12 protein-coding genes are annotated in these 15,435 nt (G+C 58.6%); 5 read left to right on the top strand and 7 right to left on the bottom strand.

Annotated features, from left to right (window positions below; genetic code table 11):
* Positions 1-42: 42 nt before the first annotated feature.
* From ybeY to lnt, 3 genes are read left to right on the top strand one after another with little or no spacing between them, the layout of a single operon-like run.
* Positions 43-498 (top strand): rRNA maturation RNase YbeY, encoded by a 456-nt coding sequence (gene ybeY / locus ACWJJK_RS13030; protein ID WP_077730129.1) that lies wholly within the window; start codon positions 43-45, stop codon positions 496-498.
* Positions 495-1,361, top strand: a complete 867-nt coding sequence (locus ACWJJK_RS13025) for an HlyC/CorC family transporter (protein ID WP_077730130.1) — start codon at positions 495-497, stop codon at positions 1,359-1,361. Before ybeY ends, ACWJJK_RS13025 begins: the two co-directional genes overlap by 4 nt.
* A gap of 13 nt (positions 1,362-1,374) precedes the next feature.
* On the top strand, positions 1,375-2,871 hold the full coding sequence (gene lnt, locus ACWJJK_RS13020; protein WP_454128153.1) for an apolipoprotein N-acyltransferase: 1,497 nt from the start codon (positions 1,375-1,377) through the stop codon (positions 2,869-2,871).
* 83 nt (positions 2,872-2,954) lie between these two features.
* On the opposite strand, the gene ACWJJK_RS13015 is transcribed toward lnt, so the two are convergent.
* From ACWJJK_RS13015 to ACWJJK_RS13005, 3 genes are all read right to left on the bottom strand, one after another.
* Entirely contained in the window at positions 2,955-6,863 is a 3,909-nt protein-coding gene (locus ACWJJK_RS13015; protein ID WP_156881005.1) for an EAL domain-containing protein, read from the bottom strand.
* A 307-nt stretch (positions 6,864-7,170) separates the two neighbouring features.
* On the bottom strand, positions 7,171-7,614 hold the full coding sequence (locus ACWJJK_RS13010; protein WP_086135583.1) for a response regulator: 444 nt from the start codon (positions 7,612-7,614) through the stop codon (positions 7,171-7,173).
* Entirely contained in the window at positions 7,614-8,759 is a 1,146-nt protein-coding gene (locus tag ACWJJK_RS13005; protein ID WP_454128152.1) for a PAS domain-containing sensor histidine kinase, read from the bottom strand. Before ACWJJK_RS13005 ends, ACWJJK_RS13010 begins: the two co-directional genes overlap by 1 nt.
* Before the next feature lie 297 nt (positions 8,760-9,056).
* Between ACWJJK_RS13005 and ACWJJK_RS13000 the strand changes: the two genes are divergently transcribed.
* Together ACWJJK_RS13000 and ACWJJK_RS12995 are read left to right on the top strand one after the other, a co-directional pair.
* Entirely contained in the window at positions 9,057-9,608 is a 552-nt protein-coding gene (locus ACWJJK_RS13000) for a DOMON-like domain-containing protein (RefSeq protein WP_077730135.1), read from the top strand.
* Positions 9,609-9,630: 22 nt separating this feature from the next.
* A complete protein-coding gene (locus ACWJJK_RS12995; protein WP_156881003.1) occupies positions 9,631-10,836 on the top strand; it encodes a DUF1343 domain-containing protein in 1,206 nt (401 codons plus the stop codon).
* 732 nt (positions 10,837-11,568) lie between these two features.
* Here the strand turns inward: ACWJJK_RS12995 and fae are convergent.
* The 4 genes from fae to ACWJJK_RS12975 form a co-directional block, all read right to left on the bottom strand.
* A complete protein-coding gene (gene fae, locus ACWJJK_RS12990) occupies positions 11,569-12,105 on the bottom strand; it encodes a formaldehyde-activating enzyme (protein ID WP_156881002.1) in 537 nt (178 codons plus the stop codon).
* A gap of 105 nt (positions 12,106-12,210) precedes the next feature.
* Positions 12,211-12,567, bottom strand: a complete 357-nt coding sequence (locus tag ACWJJK_RS12985) for a YdbL family protein (protein WP_077730138.1) — start codon at positions 12,565-12,567, stop codon at positions 12,211-12,213.
* 18 nt (positions 12,568-12,585) lie between these two features.
* The gene (locus tag ACWJJK_RS12980; RefSeq protein WP_346425842.1) at positions 12,586-12,786 is read right to left on the bottom strand and encodes a YnbE family lipoprotein; all 201 of its coding nucleotides are present in this window, start codon (positions 12,784-12,786) and stop codon (positions 12,586-12,588) included.
* An 84-nt stretch (positions 12,787-12,870) separates the two neighbouring features.
* Complete coding sequence (locus ACWJJK_RS12975) at positions 12,871-15,387, bottom strand: YdbH domain-containing protein (RefSeq protein WP_156881001.1); 2,517 nt, start codon at positions 15,385-15,387, stop codon at positions 12,871-12,873.
* Positions 15,388-15,435 lie beyond the last annotated feature (48 nt).

Genomic DNA, 15,435 nt, shown 5'->3' with positions numbered 1-15,435 from the left:
CGTCCGCCGCACACTCGCGCGCGTCCAACTGCCGTTTCTAGGATGATAAGCGTCGAAGTCCAGCACGCCACAGTGCGGCAGTGGGTCCCGGAAGACGGAAAATTTCTGCACTGGGCGAGCGCGGCGGCGAAACGGGAGGATGCCGAGTTAGTCATACGGATTGTGGACGAGACGGAAAGCGCCGAATTGAACGAGCATTACCGGCACAAGGCCGGACCGACGAATATTCTCAGTTTTCCTTTTGAAGTGCCGGAAGGCGTTCCCAATCAGTTGCTGGGCGATCTCGTCATCTGTGCCGCCGTCGTCGAGCGCGAAGCGCGCGAGCAAGGCAAAACACTCGAAGCCCACTGGGCGCATATGGTGGTGCACGGTGTGCTGCACCTGCAAGGTTATGATCACATCTCGGAAAGCGACGCCGCCGTCATGGAGGCGGAAGAGATCGCTATTCTCAATGATCTAGGATTTCCCAATCCCTATGAGGAGATCATCACGTCATGAACGAGGAGCAAACGGGCGAGCATCGAAGTTGGCTCGAACGACTAGGCCTTTTCTTCACGGGTGAGCCCGAGGACCGCGAGGATTTATTGGAATTGTTGCGCGCTGCTCAGAAGCGGAATCTGATCGAGCTGGAAGCGCTTTCGATGATCGAAGGGGTCATGCAAGTCTCGGAACTCAAGGTCCGTGACATCATGATTCCCAGAGCCCAAATGGTCGTGGTTTCGCAGGATGCGGAACTGGAGACGATATTTCCGTTGGTGGCCGAGTCCGCCCATTCCCGCTATCCCGTCATTGGAGAGGATCGTACCGAAGTGGTCGGCATTCTCCTGGTGAAGGACCTTTTGATTCACAGCCTCAAGGACAAGACGAAGCGGGTAAAGGAAATCATGCGTCCCGCCCAATTCGTCCCGGAAAGCAAACGACTCAACGTGCTGCTCAAAGAATTCCGTACGACCCGCAGTCACATGGCTATCGTGGTCGACGAGTACGGCGCTGCGGCCGGTTTGGTGACGATCGAGGACGTCTTGGAACAGATCGTCGGAGAGATCGAGGACGAGCACGATTTCGGCGAAGAGGAATACATTTTCAGGAAGAACGATCGCGAATATACGTTGAAGGCTCTGACGCCGATCGACGAGTTCAACGATTACTTTTACGTCGACTTCAACGACGATGAATTCGATACCATCGGGGGGCTGATCGTTCACCAACTCGGCCATGTCCCCAAGAGGGGCGAGAAAGTGGAGATCGATCGCTTCCGCTTCATCGTGCTGCGGGCCGACAGTCGCCGCGTGCACTTACTGAAGCTGATCCTTCTGCCCCAGCCCGAAAGTCAATCCGAGACTAGCGCTCGCGTGGATTGATAAGATTCTGACCGTGTTTTACGACATCCTGGCTCTGATCGGCGGTCTATTGTTGCCGCTGGCGTTTGCCCCGTTCGACTATCCCATTCTTGCCGTCATCGGCTTATTTCTCTTGTTCGCAAGCTGGCTGAACGTCTCGCCGGGGAGGGCGTTTTTGCGCGGCTATCTATTCGGCTTGGGACAATTCGGCCTGGGCGTTTCCTGGGTTTACGTCAGCATGCACGATTACGGCGGCGCCAGTCCGCTGGAGGCCGCAGCGCTGACCTTCGTGTTCACGGCCTTCCTGGCGCTTTATCCGGCACTGGCAGGTTGGCTTTCGCGTCGCTTTTTCATCGGAAGCCGGATCTATCAATCGCTCATCGTTTTCCCGGCCGTTTGGATTTTGGGGGAATGGGTACGAGGCTGGTTCCTGACAGGGTTTCCGTGGCTGCAAGTCGGCTACAGCCAAATCGACACCCCGTTGGCCGCCTACGGCCCCGTCCTCGGGGTCTACGGTATCGGCTGGGTGGTGGCCTTCGTGGCGGGAGGAGTCCTCGCGGCATTTTACTCGGCGCGCAAACCGCGGACCCTCATAGCCGTTGCGATCGTCTTAGTGCTCGGCATGGGTAGGGTGCTGAGCGGCGTTTCCTGGACGCAGCCTGCGGGTGAGCCGTTCAAGGTGACCTTGCTCCAGGGTAACGTGCCTCAAGACATGAAATGGCAGCCCGAATTCCAGCGGGAAACGCTGCAAATGTACACCGAGATGACGCGGAAATCGTGGGGTTCGCGGCTAGTCGTTTGGCCGGAAACCGCCATTCCGGCGTTTTACCATCAGGTCAAGGAGACCTTTCTTGCCGATCTGGAGACGGAAGCGGCGGCGCGGGGTACCGATCTCCTGATCGGCGTACCGTTTTACGATCAAACCCAAGACCGCTATTTCAATGCGGTCGTTGCGCTGGGGGAAACGCCGGGGATTTATTTCAAACGGCATTTGGTACCTTTCGGAGAATATCTGCCGCTGCGGCCGGTGCTGGGTTTCATACTGGACATTCTGGAAATTCCTCTGTCCGATTTCGCCAGCGGAAACGGCGGCCAAGCGGCTCTGGTCGCTGCGGGGCATCCTCTGGCAGCCTCGATCTGCTATGAGGACATCTTCGGCCAGGAGTCGCTGGCCGTTCTACCTCAGGCGGCGTATCTCGTGAACGTTACGAACGACGCCTGGTTCGGCGACTCTATCGCACCCCACCAACATGTGCAGATGGCACGGATGAGGGCGCTCGAAACCGGACGTTACATGCTGCGCGCCACCAACACCGGTATAACCGCGATTATCAGCCCTAAGGGCAAAATCGATGTCGCCGCGCCTTTGTTTCAGCGTACTCAGGTGACCGGGACGATCACGCCCATCGACGGCAGCACGCCTTACGCGCGGTGGGGCGACTGGCCGGTCGTCGTGGTTCTGGTAACGGGCTTGAGTTTCGCCGCTTGGCGTCGTCGGCGCATCCTACAGACGGATTCGTCAGCCGAGTAGGTCGGGAATCCTTTCCCGACATCGCGGGTTGGTTAGGCGTTCGTCGGCAAAGGCTTGTTGATCCGCGCCTATCCCATGACGCCCTACGCCGCGATCGACGGCAATGGCAGCCTTCGGTTCTCGCGCAGCAGACGGCCGAATTGCTCCGCCGTGACCGGACGGCTCGAATAATAACCCTGCATGTCGTCGCACCTGTGCCGGCAGAGGAAAGTCAATTGTTCCAGGGTTTCCACGCCCTCCGCGATGACCTTGAGACCAAGGGTGTGGCCCAGCGAGATGACGGTCTGCACGATCACGGCGTCATTGGTGTCGGTTGCGATGTCGCGGACGAAGGACTGGTCTATTTTCAGCCGGTCGAACGGTAGCCGCTTGAGATAACTCAGGCTGGAATAGCCCGTTCCGAAATCGTCCACCGAAAGCTTTACGCCCAACTCTTTCAATTCCTCCAAAATCGGAATGAAACGCTCGGGATCGTGCATGACCATGGTTTCGGTCAATTCCAATTCCAGATAGCGGCCTTCCAGTCCGGTTTCCCGTAGCGTCTGGTTGACCAGTTTGACGAGATTTCCGCGTTTCAATTGCTTAGCCGAAAGATTGACGGCGACGTCGAACGGCGACAGTCCCGCATCCTGCCAGGCTTTGCTCTGCAAACATGCGGTTTTCAGAGCCCAAGAGCCGATCGCGTGGATTAAACCGGTTTCCTCGGCCATGGGGATAAACCGGGAAGGCAACACCAAGCCTAAGTCCGGATGGCGCCACCGGATCAGCGCTTCCGAGCCGATGATCCTTCCGCCCCTGAGTTCGACCTTGGGCTGATAAAAGAGCTCGAATTGCTGCTGTTCCAAAGCCCGCCGCAACGCGCTTTCCATTTTGATGCGTTCGATCGCGCGCTGGCTCATTTCGCGGGCATAAAGCCTGAAACCGCTGCCGCCTTCCTCCTTGGTTCGGTACATCGCCGTGTCCGCATGCTTGAGCAGCGTTTCCATGTCTTCGCCGTCGGCGGGATAAACGCTCGCTCCGATGCTGCCGCTCATGAACAGTTCGCGTCCCTCGATCAGGAAAGGTTTGGCGATAGCCCGCAAGATCTTGACGGCTACGAACTCGATGTCTTCCATTCTTTCGAGATCCGAGAGCAAGATGAGGAATTCGTCGCCGCCTTGCCTGGCTACCGTATCGCCCTCGCGGACGGACGCCTGGAGACGCTCGGCGACGGCCTGTAGCAAGGCGTCGCCGAGCGCGTGGCCGAAGCTATCGTTGACATCCTTGAACCGGTCCAGATCGAGAAACAGCAAGGCTAAAGGCCGCTCGGTGCGCTTGGCGTGGGCCAGCGCCTGGGACAGGCGGTCGGCGAGCAGGGTGCGGTTGGGTAAATGAGTCAGGGCATCGTGGGTCGCCAGGTACTCGATGCTGGCCTCATATTTCTTTCGCTCGGTAATGTCACTTGCGACGCCGTCGAGACGCATAGGGTTTCCGGCCTTGTCGTAAATGACCTTGACCCGGTCTTCCAGCCAGCGTATTTCGCCGTCCGGACGCAGAATACGGTATTCCGCGGTCAACGTACCCGTCTCCAATAGCTCTCCCAGGGTTTTCTGCATCCGCTCCCGGTCATCGGGATGGACGCTTTGCAGCCAGAGGTCCTTGTTCTTCATGAAGTCAGCGACGGGCCGGCCCCAAACTTTCTCCGCCGCGGCGTTGACGTAAAGCGTTTCGCCGGTCGTCGGCGAGAGAGACCAAACGATATTGTCTATCGAGCCGAGGATGCTGCTCAGTTTTTCTTCGGAAATCTTGAGTTCTTCCTCGGTACGTTTACGTTCCACGAACAGGCCGATTTGGCTGCCGATCGCGGTGAACATGTTCATCAAATCTTCCTTGGGTTTGCGGATTTCCCGGCTGAAAAACTCGATGGCTCCGAGCACCCGGCCCTCGAAGCGTATCGGAAAGCCGAATGCGGCGCGGAGCCCGGCATTTCCGGCGAGTGAGGCTCGCAAGAAGCTGGGGTCCCGTGAGAGATCCGCAATCCAGATGGACTTTGCGGACATCCAGATGCGTCCCGGCAGTCCTGCTCCGGGCGCAAAACTCATCGACCGGCTGGACGCTGCGAATTCCTCGGTATCGGAACCGTCCCTGCGCCAGAGGCCCGCGCAGCGCGCCACTTTCGCCCTGTCGTCCACCACCCATAGCGCCCCCACATCCACATCCCAGTTCAGAGTCTCGCAAATCACTTGCAGAATCTTTGGGCTCGCTTCCGCTACCGTTGCCGACTCGGCCAAAATCCGGGCTACTTCGTATTGCGTCGTCAGACGCCGTTCCGCGCGATCGCGGGCTGCTTGGGTTCGGAGGTTGGCTATGCCGTATGCGATATCGTCCGCCAGCTCTTCCATCAGGGCCTGTTCATCGGGACCGAACGCGCCCGGCACGTTGTCGTAAATGCTTAAGGCGCCAAATGTATGGGAGTCGGTTTTGAGGGGGAGGGCGATGACGGAGCGATAGCCCCGCGAGAGAACGTTTTCCCGCCAACCGGGCCATTCCCGAATGATCGCCAGGTCCGGCACGACAACCGTTCTTCCGCTGCGGATCGCCCTGCCGACGGGCGTGCAACAGCTGTCCGTGTCCATCTTGGTGAATCGCCATTCTTGAAGGCACCCGACTTCGCAACCTGCGTGGGCGACCGGGACCAGCGTTCTGTGTTCTTCGTCGCGGACCACGCCGATCCAAGCCATCGGATAGTGGCCCGCTTCGACCATGGTTTGGCACATCTGATCGAACAGGTCGTGCTCCTCCCGGGCATGAATCAACGCGTGGTTGCATTCGGCCATCACGGCGCGCGCACGCAAGGTTTTGCGCAACGACTCCTGAGCCTGCTTACGTTCGGTGATTTCGAGCTGCAAGGCCACGGCCCGGCGCTGCAATTCGTCGTAGAATCCGAGATTTTCATAAGCGGTCGCCACCTGGGCCGTTACGGTAGCGGCGATATCCTCATCGATTTCGTCGAATTCCGCCGCTCCCACCTTATTGGCGACATAAACCCAGCCATAGAGTCGGCTCGAGGATGCAATCGGCAAACCGAGGAGGGAATAGACCGGCGGGTGTGCGGCGGGCAGACCCAAGACCTCGGGATCGCCGCTCAATCCGGCAACGCGCAGTGGACGGCGTTCGGTCAGCAAACGGGCCAAAATTCCGCTTTTGGGCGGCAACGAGTTCGAAAGATCTATCGTTAGGTCTTCCATGCCGCGAGTGTAGACCCGGCACAGGTGTACCTCGTCCTCCTCCAGCAAGCCGACGACGGCATATTGGGCGGCACAGACGTCGTGGGCTGCCCGGCAAAAGGTCTCGAGCAGCCGTTCCGGATCGCGGACCGAGGTAAGTTCCAGTCCCAACTCGATGAGCGTGGCGAGCCTGAGACTGATCTCCTGCAGACGAGTCAGGGACATCGAGAAGCGTGCGGCAACGTCGCGTAACTCGGGCTCTCCGACTGCCGCCGGTGCGGACTCGATGATCCGCGCTACCGACTGGCGGATCGTCTCGATATCGGAGAAGTAGCCTGTGAGTTGGCCGGTTATATCGCCGAGCGACTCCGTACCGCGCTGAGTCGCCGTCTCGGGCAGACGGTCGGGTTCTATCGCGGGCAGCCCGAGCACGTTTTGTACGACGCCGAGAATTTCCTCGGGCGAGGAGGGTTTGGCCAACACGGCGGTCACTCCGCAGGCCTCGGCCAAGCTTCGCGCTTCCGGCGTGCGGTAGGTTGCGGTGTAAAAGATCACGCGGGTATCCGCGAGCGACGGTTCGGCGCGGAGACGGTTTACCAGTTCGTATCCGTCGATAGCCGGCATCAAGATATCGGTGATAACCAGATCGGGATGCTCGGCTCGGACGAGGTCCAGAGCTTCCGCGCCGTCCGAAGCCTCGAGCAGGCGATGGCCGCCGTAGCCGAGGAGCGTTACCAGAAACTCTCGGTTTAGGGGGCGGTCGTCAACGATCAGAATCTTAGCCATACCGGGCTCCGTCCAGACAATGCTCGATCATTTTCAGCAAGTCAGCGGTTCGATGGGTTTATTAACCCGGCCCATAAATGTAGGCCGAGTTATTTCGGGGCAAGGACGCCCCGGTGCGGCGACAAGCCGCGTGAGCCCAGGCCGGGCGTGTACCGGCCCGGGCGATGGCCAGTAAACGCCAGGAGGGTATTTAGGGGCCTGATTAATTGGTTTCAAGCGGTTGACGCCCTGGCTCGGCATGAGTTCCCGTGCCTTGGCACCAGGCGCCCAGGCGGCGATGAGAATGACTGGCGCGGCTCTGGCCGCTCTAGGAATGCTCCGGTCGTTCATGTTGGGCATCTTCAGGTCGGTCAAAATCGAACCCCAGCGAGTTGGAACGCAAATAGTTCGGCAAGAAACGTTCCAGTTGCCCGACGAAAGACTCCGGCTCGATGGGTTTGGAGAGATAGCCGTCGAACCCGGCAGCAAGCAGAGCGTCGCAATCGCCTGCCATGGCGAAAGCGGTAACTGCCACCACGGGAATGTTCCGGAGGTCGGTACGGCGTCTGAGTTCCCGAATCACGCCATAGCCGTCCAGCTTGGGCAGCTGGATGTCGCAAATAATAAGATCGGGCAGCTCCCGGCGGGCGATCTCCACACCCACTTCGCCGTCGCGGGCGGCAAGCGTGACATGCCCATACGCTTCCAGCAGATAGGCCATTAGATCCATGCTGTCGGGATTGTCCTCGATGAGGAGTATACGCGCCGGCATCAGCCAGATGTCTTCGACGGCAAGCTTAGGGTGAATGTACTGCCGGCACCGTATTCGCTCCGTACATCGATGTGTCCGCCGATTAGGGAAGCCAGCTTTTGGCAAAGGTACAAGCCCAGTCCGGTGCCTTCGGAGGGACGGTTGGCGGCGGCGTTCACTTGGGTAAACGCCCGAAACAGCTTGGCTTGGTCTTCCGGTTTGATCCCGATGCCGGTGTCCAGCACGCTGACGTCGATCATCGTGTTGCCGTTTTCATGGCGCCGGCTCAACTCGATCGATATCTTGCCCTGTGAGGTGAACTTGACGGCGTTGTTCGCGAGATTGATTAGGATTTGTACGAACGCGCGCCGATCGGTTTCGATGACGATGTCGTCCCGCGGAAGCTCGATCTCGAGTCCGAGACCTTTTTGTTCCGCCATCGGACGCAGGGTCTCGGCGACCTCCCGAATCGCCTCCTGGCACACAAAGGGTTCCGGATTGGATTTGACTTTGCCCGATTCGATCTTGGCGAGGTCCAGCAAATCATTGATCAGCGACAGCAGATGCTTGGCGCTGGTCTGAATGATCCTGAGCTGTTTTTCCTGTGCCGCGGTGAGGGGCCCCGGCAGCCTCATCAGCATGGTGCCGGTGAAGCCGATGATGGCATTGAGCGGCGTGCGCAGTTCATGGGACATGCCGGCCAGAAAATGGTCCTTGGCCAGATTGGCCCGTTCCAATTCGAGAATCTTCTCGCGCAGGGACTCGTCAAAATGCTTGCGCTCCGTGATGTCTCGGATTGAGGCGATAACGAGGATGCCGTTTTCGGATTCGAGCGCGCTGAGCCCGATATCGGCCGGGAACTCGGAGCCGTCCCGGCGCAGGCCGTGTAGGTCAAATGCGGCATCGATCGGCCGAACCCCCGATTCGTCCAAAAAAGGATTGCTGCGCCCGGCCTGTTCGCCGCGGAAACGATCGGGCATCAGAGTATCGACGTTGCGGCCGAGCAGTTCGCTGCGGTCGTAGCCGAACAATTTCTCGGTTTGCGAGTTTACGAATGCGATCCGGCCGCCGCGGTCGACGATGACTATAGCGTCCGGCGCCGTTTCCAGTAATTCCCGGAAGCTCTCGGTTCCGGTGATCGCGCCGGACGGGCAGCCCGTTGTCATCGGATTGTTATCGGACTCGATTAGTGACGACATGCCTCAAGCAGATAATGGTGTTCCTGGTCGGACTTCGTCCGCTGTCCAAGGCGGCGAACGAACGCTGTTCTCAGTACTCGGTTCCGCTATTGGTTCGTAGACCGTTTGTCATCTGAAAAAATCCCCTTTTTAGGTGTAAAAAAGTCATTACCCGCATACGCTCCGTGACAATCGTCGATCCGGTTAGCCGGTACTGGATAGCCATGGACCTTCAATCGGCGCGGTTTGTACGGGCTCCCGGTCGGCTCGGGATATAATCCTCCCATGCAAACGATTCCGTTGAATAGTCACCCGTCCACGCCCTGCGAGCTCATCCGCCGTTTCACGGTGCGTGTGCAGAAGACATCGGATGGGGTACTCGCCCTCGAGTATACGGTCGAAGGGGATGTGGCGGGTCTGCATATTCCGCGCCCTCGGGTTGCACGACGCACCGACGGCCTTTGGCGGCATACTTGCTTCGAGGCATTTCTGATGCACCGCGAAGGGTATTATGAATTCAATTTCGCGCCGTCGAGCGAATGGGCCGTCTATCATTTTGAGTCTTATCGAGACGGCATGTCGGTCGTTAGACAAGCCCCACCTCCGAAAATTTCCCTGACGCTCGATGCCTATCGGCTTGGGCTGAATGCAATGATCGACCTGAACGGTCTATCGACCGAGATCGAGAGCGCAACCCTGAGCCTGGCATTGTCTGCCGTGATCGAAGAGCAGGACGGCAGGCTATCGTATTGGGCGTTCAAGCACCCGCCGGGCCAGCCGGATTTCCATCACCCGGACGGTTTCGCGCTCAGGCTCGATTCCGCCGGCAACAACTGAGATTTGCCACAAGGAGACATCGATGAAGTTTGGCATCGACCGGCTGCTCGACAGCCCGGATCTTCGCAAGCCGCTCCGGGGCCGCCGTGTGGCCTTGCTCGCTCATCCAGCCTCCGTCACCGCCGATCTGGTTCATTCCTTGGACGCGCTGGCCGCGCTCGACGGCATCAAGCTCGCGGCCGCTTTCGGACCTCAGCACGGTCTGCGCGGCGACAAGCAGGACAATATGGTCGAGTCGCCGGATTACACCGATCCAGCGCACGGCATTCCGGTCTTCAGCCTATACGGCGAAGTCCGGCGCCCGACCGACGCCATGATGGACAGCTTCGACGTGCTGCTGGTCGATCTGCAGGATCTCGGCTGCCGAATTTATACCTTCATCACGACTTTGCGATACGTACTGGAGGAGGCGGCCAAGAAAGGCAAGACAGTCTGGGTGCTGGACCGGCCGAATCCGGCGGGCCGTCCGATCGAGGGGCTGCGATTGCGAGCCGGTTGGGAGAGTTTCGTGGGGGCCGGCGCGCTTCCCATGCGGCATGGACTTACGCTGGGCGAGTTGGGCCGCTGGTTCGTGGAGAGCCTGCGCCTCGACGTGGATTACCACGTGGTGACGATGGAAGGCTGGGACCCGGCGAATGCGCCGGGCTACGGTTGGCCGCTGGGCGAACGCACCTGGATCAATCCCAGCCCTAACGCGCCGAATCTATGGATGGCGCGCTGCTACGCCGGCACGGTCATGCTGGAAGGCACGACCTTGTCCGAGGGCCGCGGCACCACCCGTCCCTTGGAACTTTTCGGCGCGCCCGATCTGGACGCGAACCGGATCGTCGCCGAGATGCGGGCGCTGGCTCCGGACTGGCTGCAAGGCTGTCGGCTGCGCGTCTGCTGGTTCGAACCGACGTTCCACAAGCATGCCGGAAAGCTATGCGAAGGCGTGCAGATTCACGTCGAGGACGGCGCCTACGATCATCAAGGATTTCGGCCCTGGCGCCTGCAGGCACTGGCATTCAAAGCGATTCGCAATCTCTGGCCGCACTACGATCTCTGGCGCGATTTTCCCTACGAGTACGAATACCATCGTCTCGCCATCGATCTGATTAACGGCAGCGAACTGCTGCGCCAATGGGTGGACGACGCCGCCGCCGCTCCGCGCGATTTCGATGCGCTGACATTGCCCGACGAGCGCTCGTGGCAGGAGGAGCGGGAAGGGATACTCCTGTATCGGTGATCAGTTTCCAGCCGGTATTCTTCCGTTTTGGGGATACGGCCAAAAACAGCCGACGTTTCAAATGGTCCTCGGTCCAAGTCTTTGTTTCTTTACCGTAACATGTTTGTTTTTGCGGCTTTTGGACCTCGGGCAATAGCACGTAAATTCTTATTGATAGCTCGCGGGCGCCGTATCATCTAGCTTTGCGAGATAGAGCAAAACGAGCTGACGGGAGCGGTTCATGCCGTGGGCCCATTATTTGTAACGGAAATGATGCAATTTCCATCTCAGCTTTCCCGTTTGCGGCGTCAGGGAATTTTACGTATCTAACGCCTTGTTTTAGTGTGAGAAGCCGGTCAGATATCACTATTGTGAAACATCTCCGGTCGGATAAAGGGCTCCTTTGGCCTCGTTTTTTTGAAGAGCGCGTCAAAGATTTTTACGGGTCCGAGGCTGCATGGCAGAAGCCGTTTGTCGAGCAAGATGTGCAGGTTGAGGGAATGTTCACCGACCGCCAACCGCAGTAAACGTGAATCCAGCGGCCGAAACAGGAAACGCCATCGGCAGCGAGTTTTTGGAAAACGGCTCTGCCCTCATCGTGAGAAAAGACGAATCGTCCGCCTTTGCCGCGGAGCATCGCGTGATATACGGTTGAATAAACGAAAGCCGGCTGAATGCTCCTGAGACGCGCTTAGAAGAGAAAAAAATGCCGGCAGGAAGCCGGCGTTTTTGTTTCGATTCGGCCAAATGACTCTAAGCTTCCGGATCGTACATATCGTGCTTGATCGTGTCGCGGTTGGCGATCAGTTCCTCGACGGAGGGCTCGTCGTTGAGTGCGCGCTTGATGGCCAGTTTGGTCGCTTCGTAATTGGTGCGGTACAGGTCCTTTTCGTCCAGATTGGGATCTTTGGCGCACTCGGGATCGATCCAGACCAGGCTGATGATGCAGAGGTCATTGACCTGATCGCGAGGAATGATGCCTTCGATCACGCAATCCAGCACGGCATCCGCCGTGGCCGACTGAACCACGCCGCCGAACAGGTTGACGTAAGCGCTGCTTTTCATGGTGACTTTCGGCACCATCAGGGTGGCCGGGCGCACCTGCTGATTGCAGGCTCTGATCGCGAACATGCGGGTATGGCCCGCGGTCTGCCCCATCATGTTGGCGAAGGCTTGTCCGACCGGGCCGTTCACGTCGCCGATCAGAATTTCCGGCATGGCGTCGGTATATTGTCCCTCGGCGGCGAGTACGGTGGCTTCGCCGGTCTTGAAGATAATCTTGTCGGACATGGTCTGTCTCCTTAATTGTTTTTTGAAAAAGTCGATATCCGGGGTAGGGAACCGAAGGTGTACGCGATCCCGACGCCGCCGGAATATTTTCGGACCGTCGTCACTCTATTTCTTAATCCAGCGCCCCGATGGCGATCTGACGTACTGACCCGGCGGAGTTTTCTCGATCGCCGTTTTCCCGGCCAATGTCTCGACAACATTTAAACTGGTGCCGTTGGTTTTGGCGACCTGTTCGTATTTCTGGCGGCGCTTTGCGTTGATATCCGCGATGAGAGCCTTGACATCCGCGGGCGGATTGGGCACGACCGCCTCAAGATAACCGTTAGGCTGTTCGCCCACCAAACCTTGCCTCTTCGCCTCGTCGAGACCGATCGCCCAACTCTGCGACGGCCAGCCGACCATGGCTAGCAGCAACGCCAATAAGGGAGCAATGACCCCACGCAAAGGAAAATATTTGGACATGGCAAATCCTCGTTCGAATCAGAACAGTCCGCTCTCTTTCGAGAGAATCTCTTCCAAGTCTTTTTCGACTTTGACCCGGACTTCGTGATCGATCTTGACGTTGAGATTGATGGTGATGGGCTCCTGCGGCGCAGCCAACTCGACTCGAGGGGTACATGCTGCCAAGAGCGCCATCACGGCGACAGAAGAGACCTTTGCAAAAAAAGTGTCTCGCATCATTGTTGTTTTCTGTATCGAGGCCGAAAAGAGCGGCTGAGGATAGCATCGGGATTTCCCGAGATCTAGCCGCCTTATCGATTCCGTCTAATGTATTTTCCGGTAATGCTCCTGGATTTGCCGGTTCATGCGGTCGGTCAAATCGTCGGCGACGCTCAGGCTGCGCAGGAGCATCAAGATGTTTTCCTGGAGGTTTAGATTGAGATGTATAGGCCGGCCGGACTGCCAATCCGGGTTGTGCCCCTTCAGTTCGACCCGTAGCGTCAAGTCGCCTTTTGGGGTGCTGTCGGCCTTGGCCTTCAGTGTGTTGTACTGGAGGTTGCTCAGGGCCTGATTCACGAACTGTAGGCTCAAATTGTCTTTCGCCATCGCTTCGACTTGTTCTGTCGGCCGATAGCGAATCCAGCCTCCGGGCGGACGCGCCTCAAGCTCGCCCCCGCGGAGCGCAACGTGGGTATTGGTGATTTCCAAGGGCAGCCGTCCGTCGAGGAGGCCCGAACCTTCCACGCCTTGGTGTCTTTCAAGCGCGATGATTTGACTCAGGGACAACCCTTTTAGCGTAAGGGTCACCGGGGTCCCCGGATGGACGGTATCCCATCGAACGGGAATGGCATGGATCGTTCCGCCGAGGATATTGGCGCCAAACTGCCTTAGGTCGATTATCGGGCCGGCGCTTCCGGCGTAACTCGTAACCGCCGCTTTCATGTCCAGGTGGGTGACTGAAACTCCCGAATCCAGGTGTTCGACACTGACTCGAGCGGGATCGACGGTTCGTAAACCGTCTCGGTCAGACAGGACGAGATGGGCGTCCAAGCCTTCAAACCGGATCGTTTTGAATCGGCCGGCCAGACCGTTTGCGTCGACGGTGACCTCGTTTTCGAACCGTAGCGTTTCGCCGGCGCCATGCTTGGCCGACCGCCTCCAGGAGCTGCCCCCGAAGCCGTGGATACGGCCCCCATGGAAGTCGATGGGAAAAGGCCAGGGTTCCAGCAATCGGCTCAGCGTGAAGCCGGATTCACCGAAAACGACAGGTGCCAGTTCGAACTGCGCCGATCCTTGGCCGCTGGCGAATCGGTGGCGTGCCCGACCGTTAAGGAGCAATTTTCCCTGGGAAAGCGTTGCAGTACTCTGGAGATCAAGCTGCTTCGAATCTCCCTGGAATTTGATCAGTATGTCGCCGGCGGGTAAGGGCTTGCCCTGAAATTTCGGTTTGAGGCCCTTAATGCGCAGATCGCCTCTACCTTTCCATCCGGCGTTTCCGCCACCGAGCTCGGCGACCTCGAAGCTGAGCGCATCGGCCTCGATCGCGCCCTTCGGCGCAGTTAGGGCTGCCGGCCGTGTCGAGAGCGTAAAAGGCTCGAAGTCCCATCGGGTGGGTTCCGTGCCGTAGCGGAGTTTCGCTCCATTGGCGAGTTCGACATCGATTCCGGAGGATGAGATGCCATTCCAGTCGACTGGGGCAAGATGTATCGGAAATTCGGGCGTGAAGTTAAACGTCAGATTCTCCGGTGCTATTTCGACGAGGCCAGCCAGGCCTTTCGGGAAAGTCATCGCGACCATGGGCTCAGCCGGAGAGTTCATCGGACTCTTGATGCGCGCCGACAACTCCGATTTATCCCCGATGCGCCAACGGATTCGGCTCCCTTCGATCCAAGCGCTAGCTTCGATGCTGGACGCGGCGGTTCGGATGGCGCCGTTCGACGGTTCGATCCTGATCTCGAGATGATGATCGCTGCTGATCTTCACGCCTTCCCATGTTTTGCCCTCAACCGGAACGGCGCCTTGCCAGCGGCTTTCGACGCTGCCCGCCAGCAACGGGAGTTTTTGGTCGGGTCCGAACCAAGGCCGCAGCAAACCGTTGACGGCGTCCAGCCTTGCCCGAGCCGAGCCGGCTATGTTCAGGCGGCCTTTTTCGGTTTCGTCGGCACGGTTGGCGACATGAAGGACCGGAGGTGCCGAAGTTTCGGCAGGCCGGATATCCAGTTCGAACTCGCCGCTCACGGCGGCATGTGCCGAGAACGTGAACGCTTGTTCCTCCGCCGGACGGATTTCTCCGGTCAGTGTCCCCTGTCCGTTTCGGATCTGGGCCGTCGCGTGCGCCGTGTAATTACCGCCTGCTGGAGTTCGGAAATATAGGTCTAAGCGCTCGAGAGACAGTTCATCCGCCGGCAAACGGGACAGCCAATGATTCGGTGCGAAAGCGGTAGGTGCGATGTTTTTGCCGGCATCATGTTGAGCCGGCACCTGGCTATCGACAAAGCTGCTTTCGACCTCTGCTCTTGCGATCCGAATGCTGACAAGCCGCCCCGACAGCAATTCCAAGGGTCGATAGCGAGCCTTCAATCCCGTCGCGCGCAGGGTAAGCGCCCGGTTTCCGGAACGGCGGCTCATTTGAATGGTGTCGAAGCGCAGTTCATCCCAGGACGGGCGTCCGGAATTGACGTCGATCCGAGTAAACCCGGCCAGGGCGAGTCGGTATCGAAGAAATTCCGCAATGACTGCGGGGACCGCCCAATATATCGTGATGAGCGCCAGCATGCCGGCCAGCAGGACGAAATAGCGCCGTTTTTGAGCCGCGGGACCGGTTGCTTTCATCGCGAACATCGGGTGTATTCTTGAATCAAACTTGGCTATGAACGATCGGAGGGCGAA

The organism is Methylocaldum gracile (genome assembly GCF_053646815.1).
This window is presented reverse-complemented; position numbering and strand designations above follow the sequence as displayed.

What these genes read in the sequence shown, in the direction of transcription:
- ACWJJK_RS12985 (WP_077730138.1), bottom strand. Translation starts at nt 12,567, where the DNA reads ATGTCCAAATATTTTCCTTTGCGTGGGGTCATTGCTCCCTTATTGGCG.
- ACWJJK_RS13015 (WP_156881005.1), bottom strand. Translation starts at nt 6,863, where the DNA reads ATGGCTAAGATTCTGATCGTTGACGACCGCCCCCTAAACCGAGAGTTT.
- fae (WP_156881002.1), bottom strand. Translation starts at nt 12,105, where the DNA reads ATGTCCGACAAGATTATCTTCAAGACCGGCGAAGCCACCGTACTCGCC.
- ACWJJK_RS13005 (WP_454128152.1), bottom strand. Translation starts at nt 8,759, where the DNA reads ATGACAACGGGCTGCCCGTCCGGCGCGATCACCGGAACCGAGAGCTTC.
- ACWJJK_RS12980 (WP_346425842.1), bottom strand. Translation starts at nt 12,786, where the DNA reads ATGATGCGAGACACTTTTTTTGCAAAGGTCTCTTCTGTCGCCGTGATG.
- ACWJJK_RS13010 (WP_086135583.1), bottom strand. Translation starts at nt 7,614, where the DNA reads ATGCCGGCGCGTATACTCCTCATCGAGGACAATCCCGACAGCATGGAT.
- ACWJJK_RS13025 (WP_077730130.1), top strand. Translation starts at nt 495, where the DNA reads ATGAACGAGGAGCAAACGGGCGAGCATCGAAGTTGGCTCGAACGACTA.
- ACWJJK_RS12995 (WP_156881003.1), top strand. Translation starts at nt 9,631, where the DNA reads ATGAAGTTTGGCATCGACCGGCTGCTCGACAGCCCGGATCTTCGCAAG.
- ACWJJK_RS12975 (WP_156881001.1), bottom strand. Translation starts at nt 15,387, where the DNA reads ATGTTCGCGATGAAAGCAACCGGTCCCGCGGCTCAAAAACGGCGCTAT.
- ACWJJK_RS13000 (WP_077730135.1), top strand. Translation starts at nt 9,057, where the DNA reads ATGCAAACGATTCCGTTGAATAGTCACCCGTCCACGCCCTGCGAGCTC.
- ybeY (WP_077730129.1), top strand. Translation starts at nt 43, where the DNA reads ATGATAAGCGTCGAAGTCCAGCACGCCACAGTGCGGCAGTGGGTCCCG.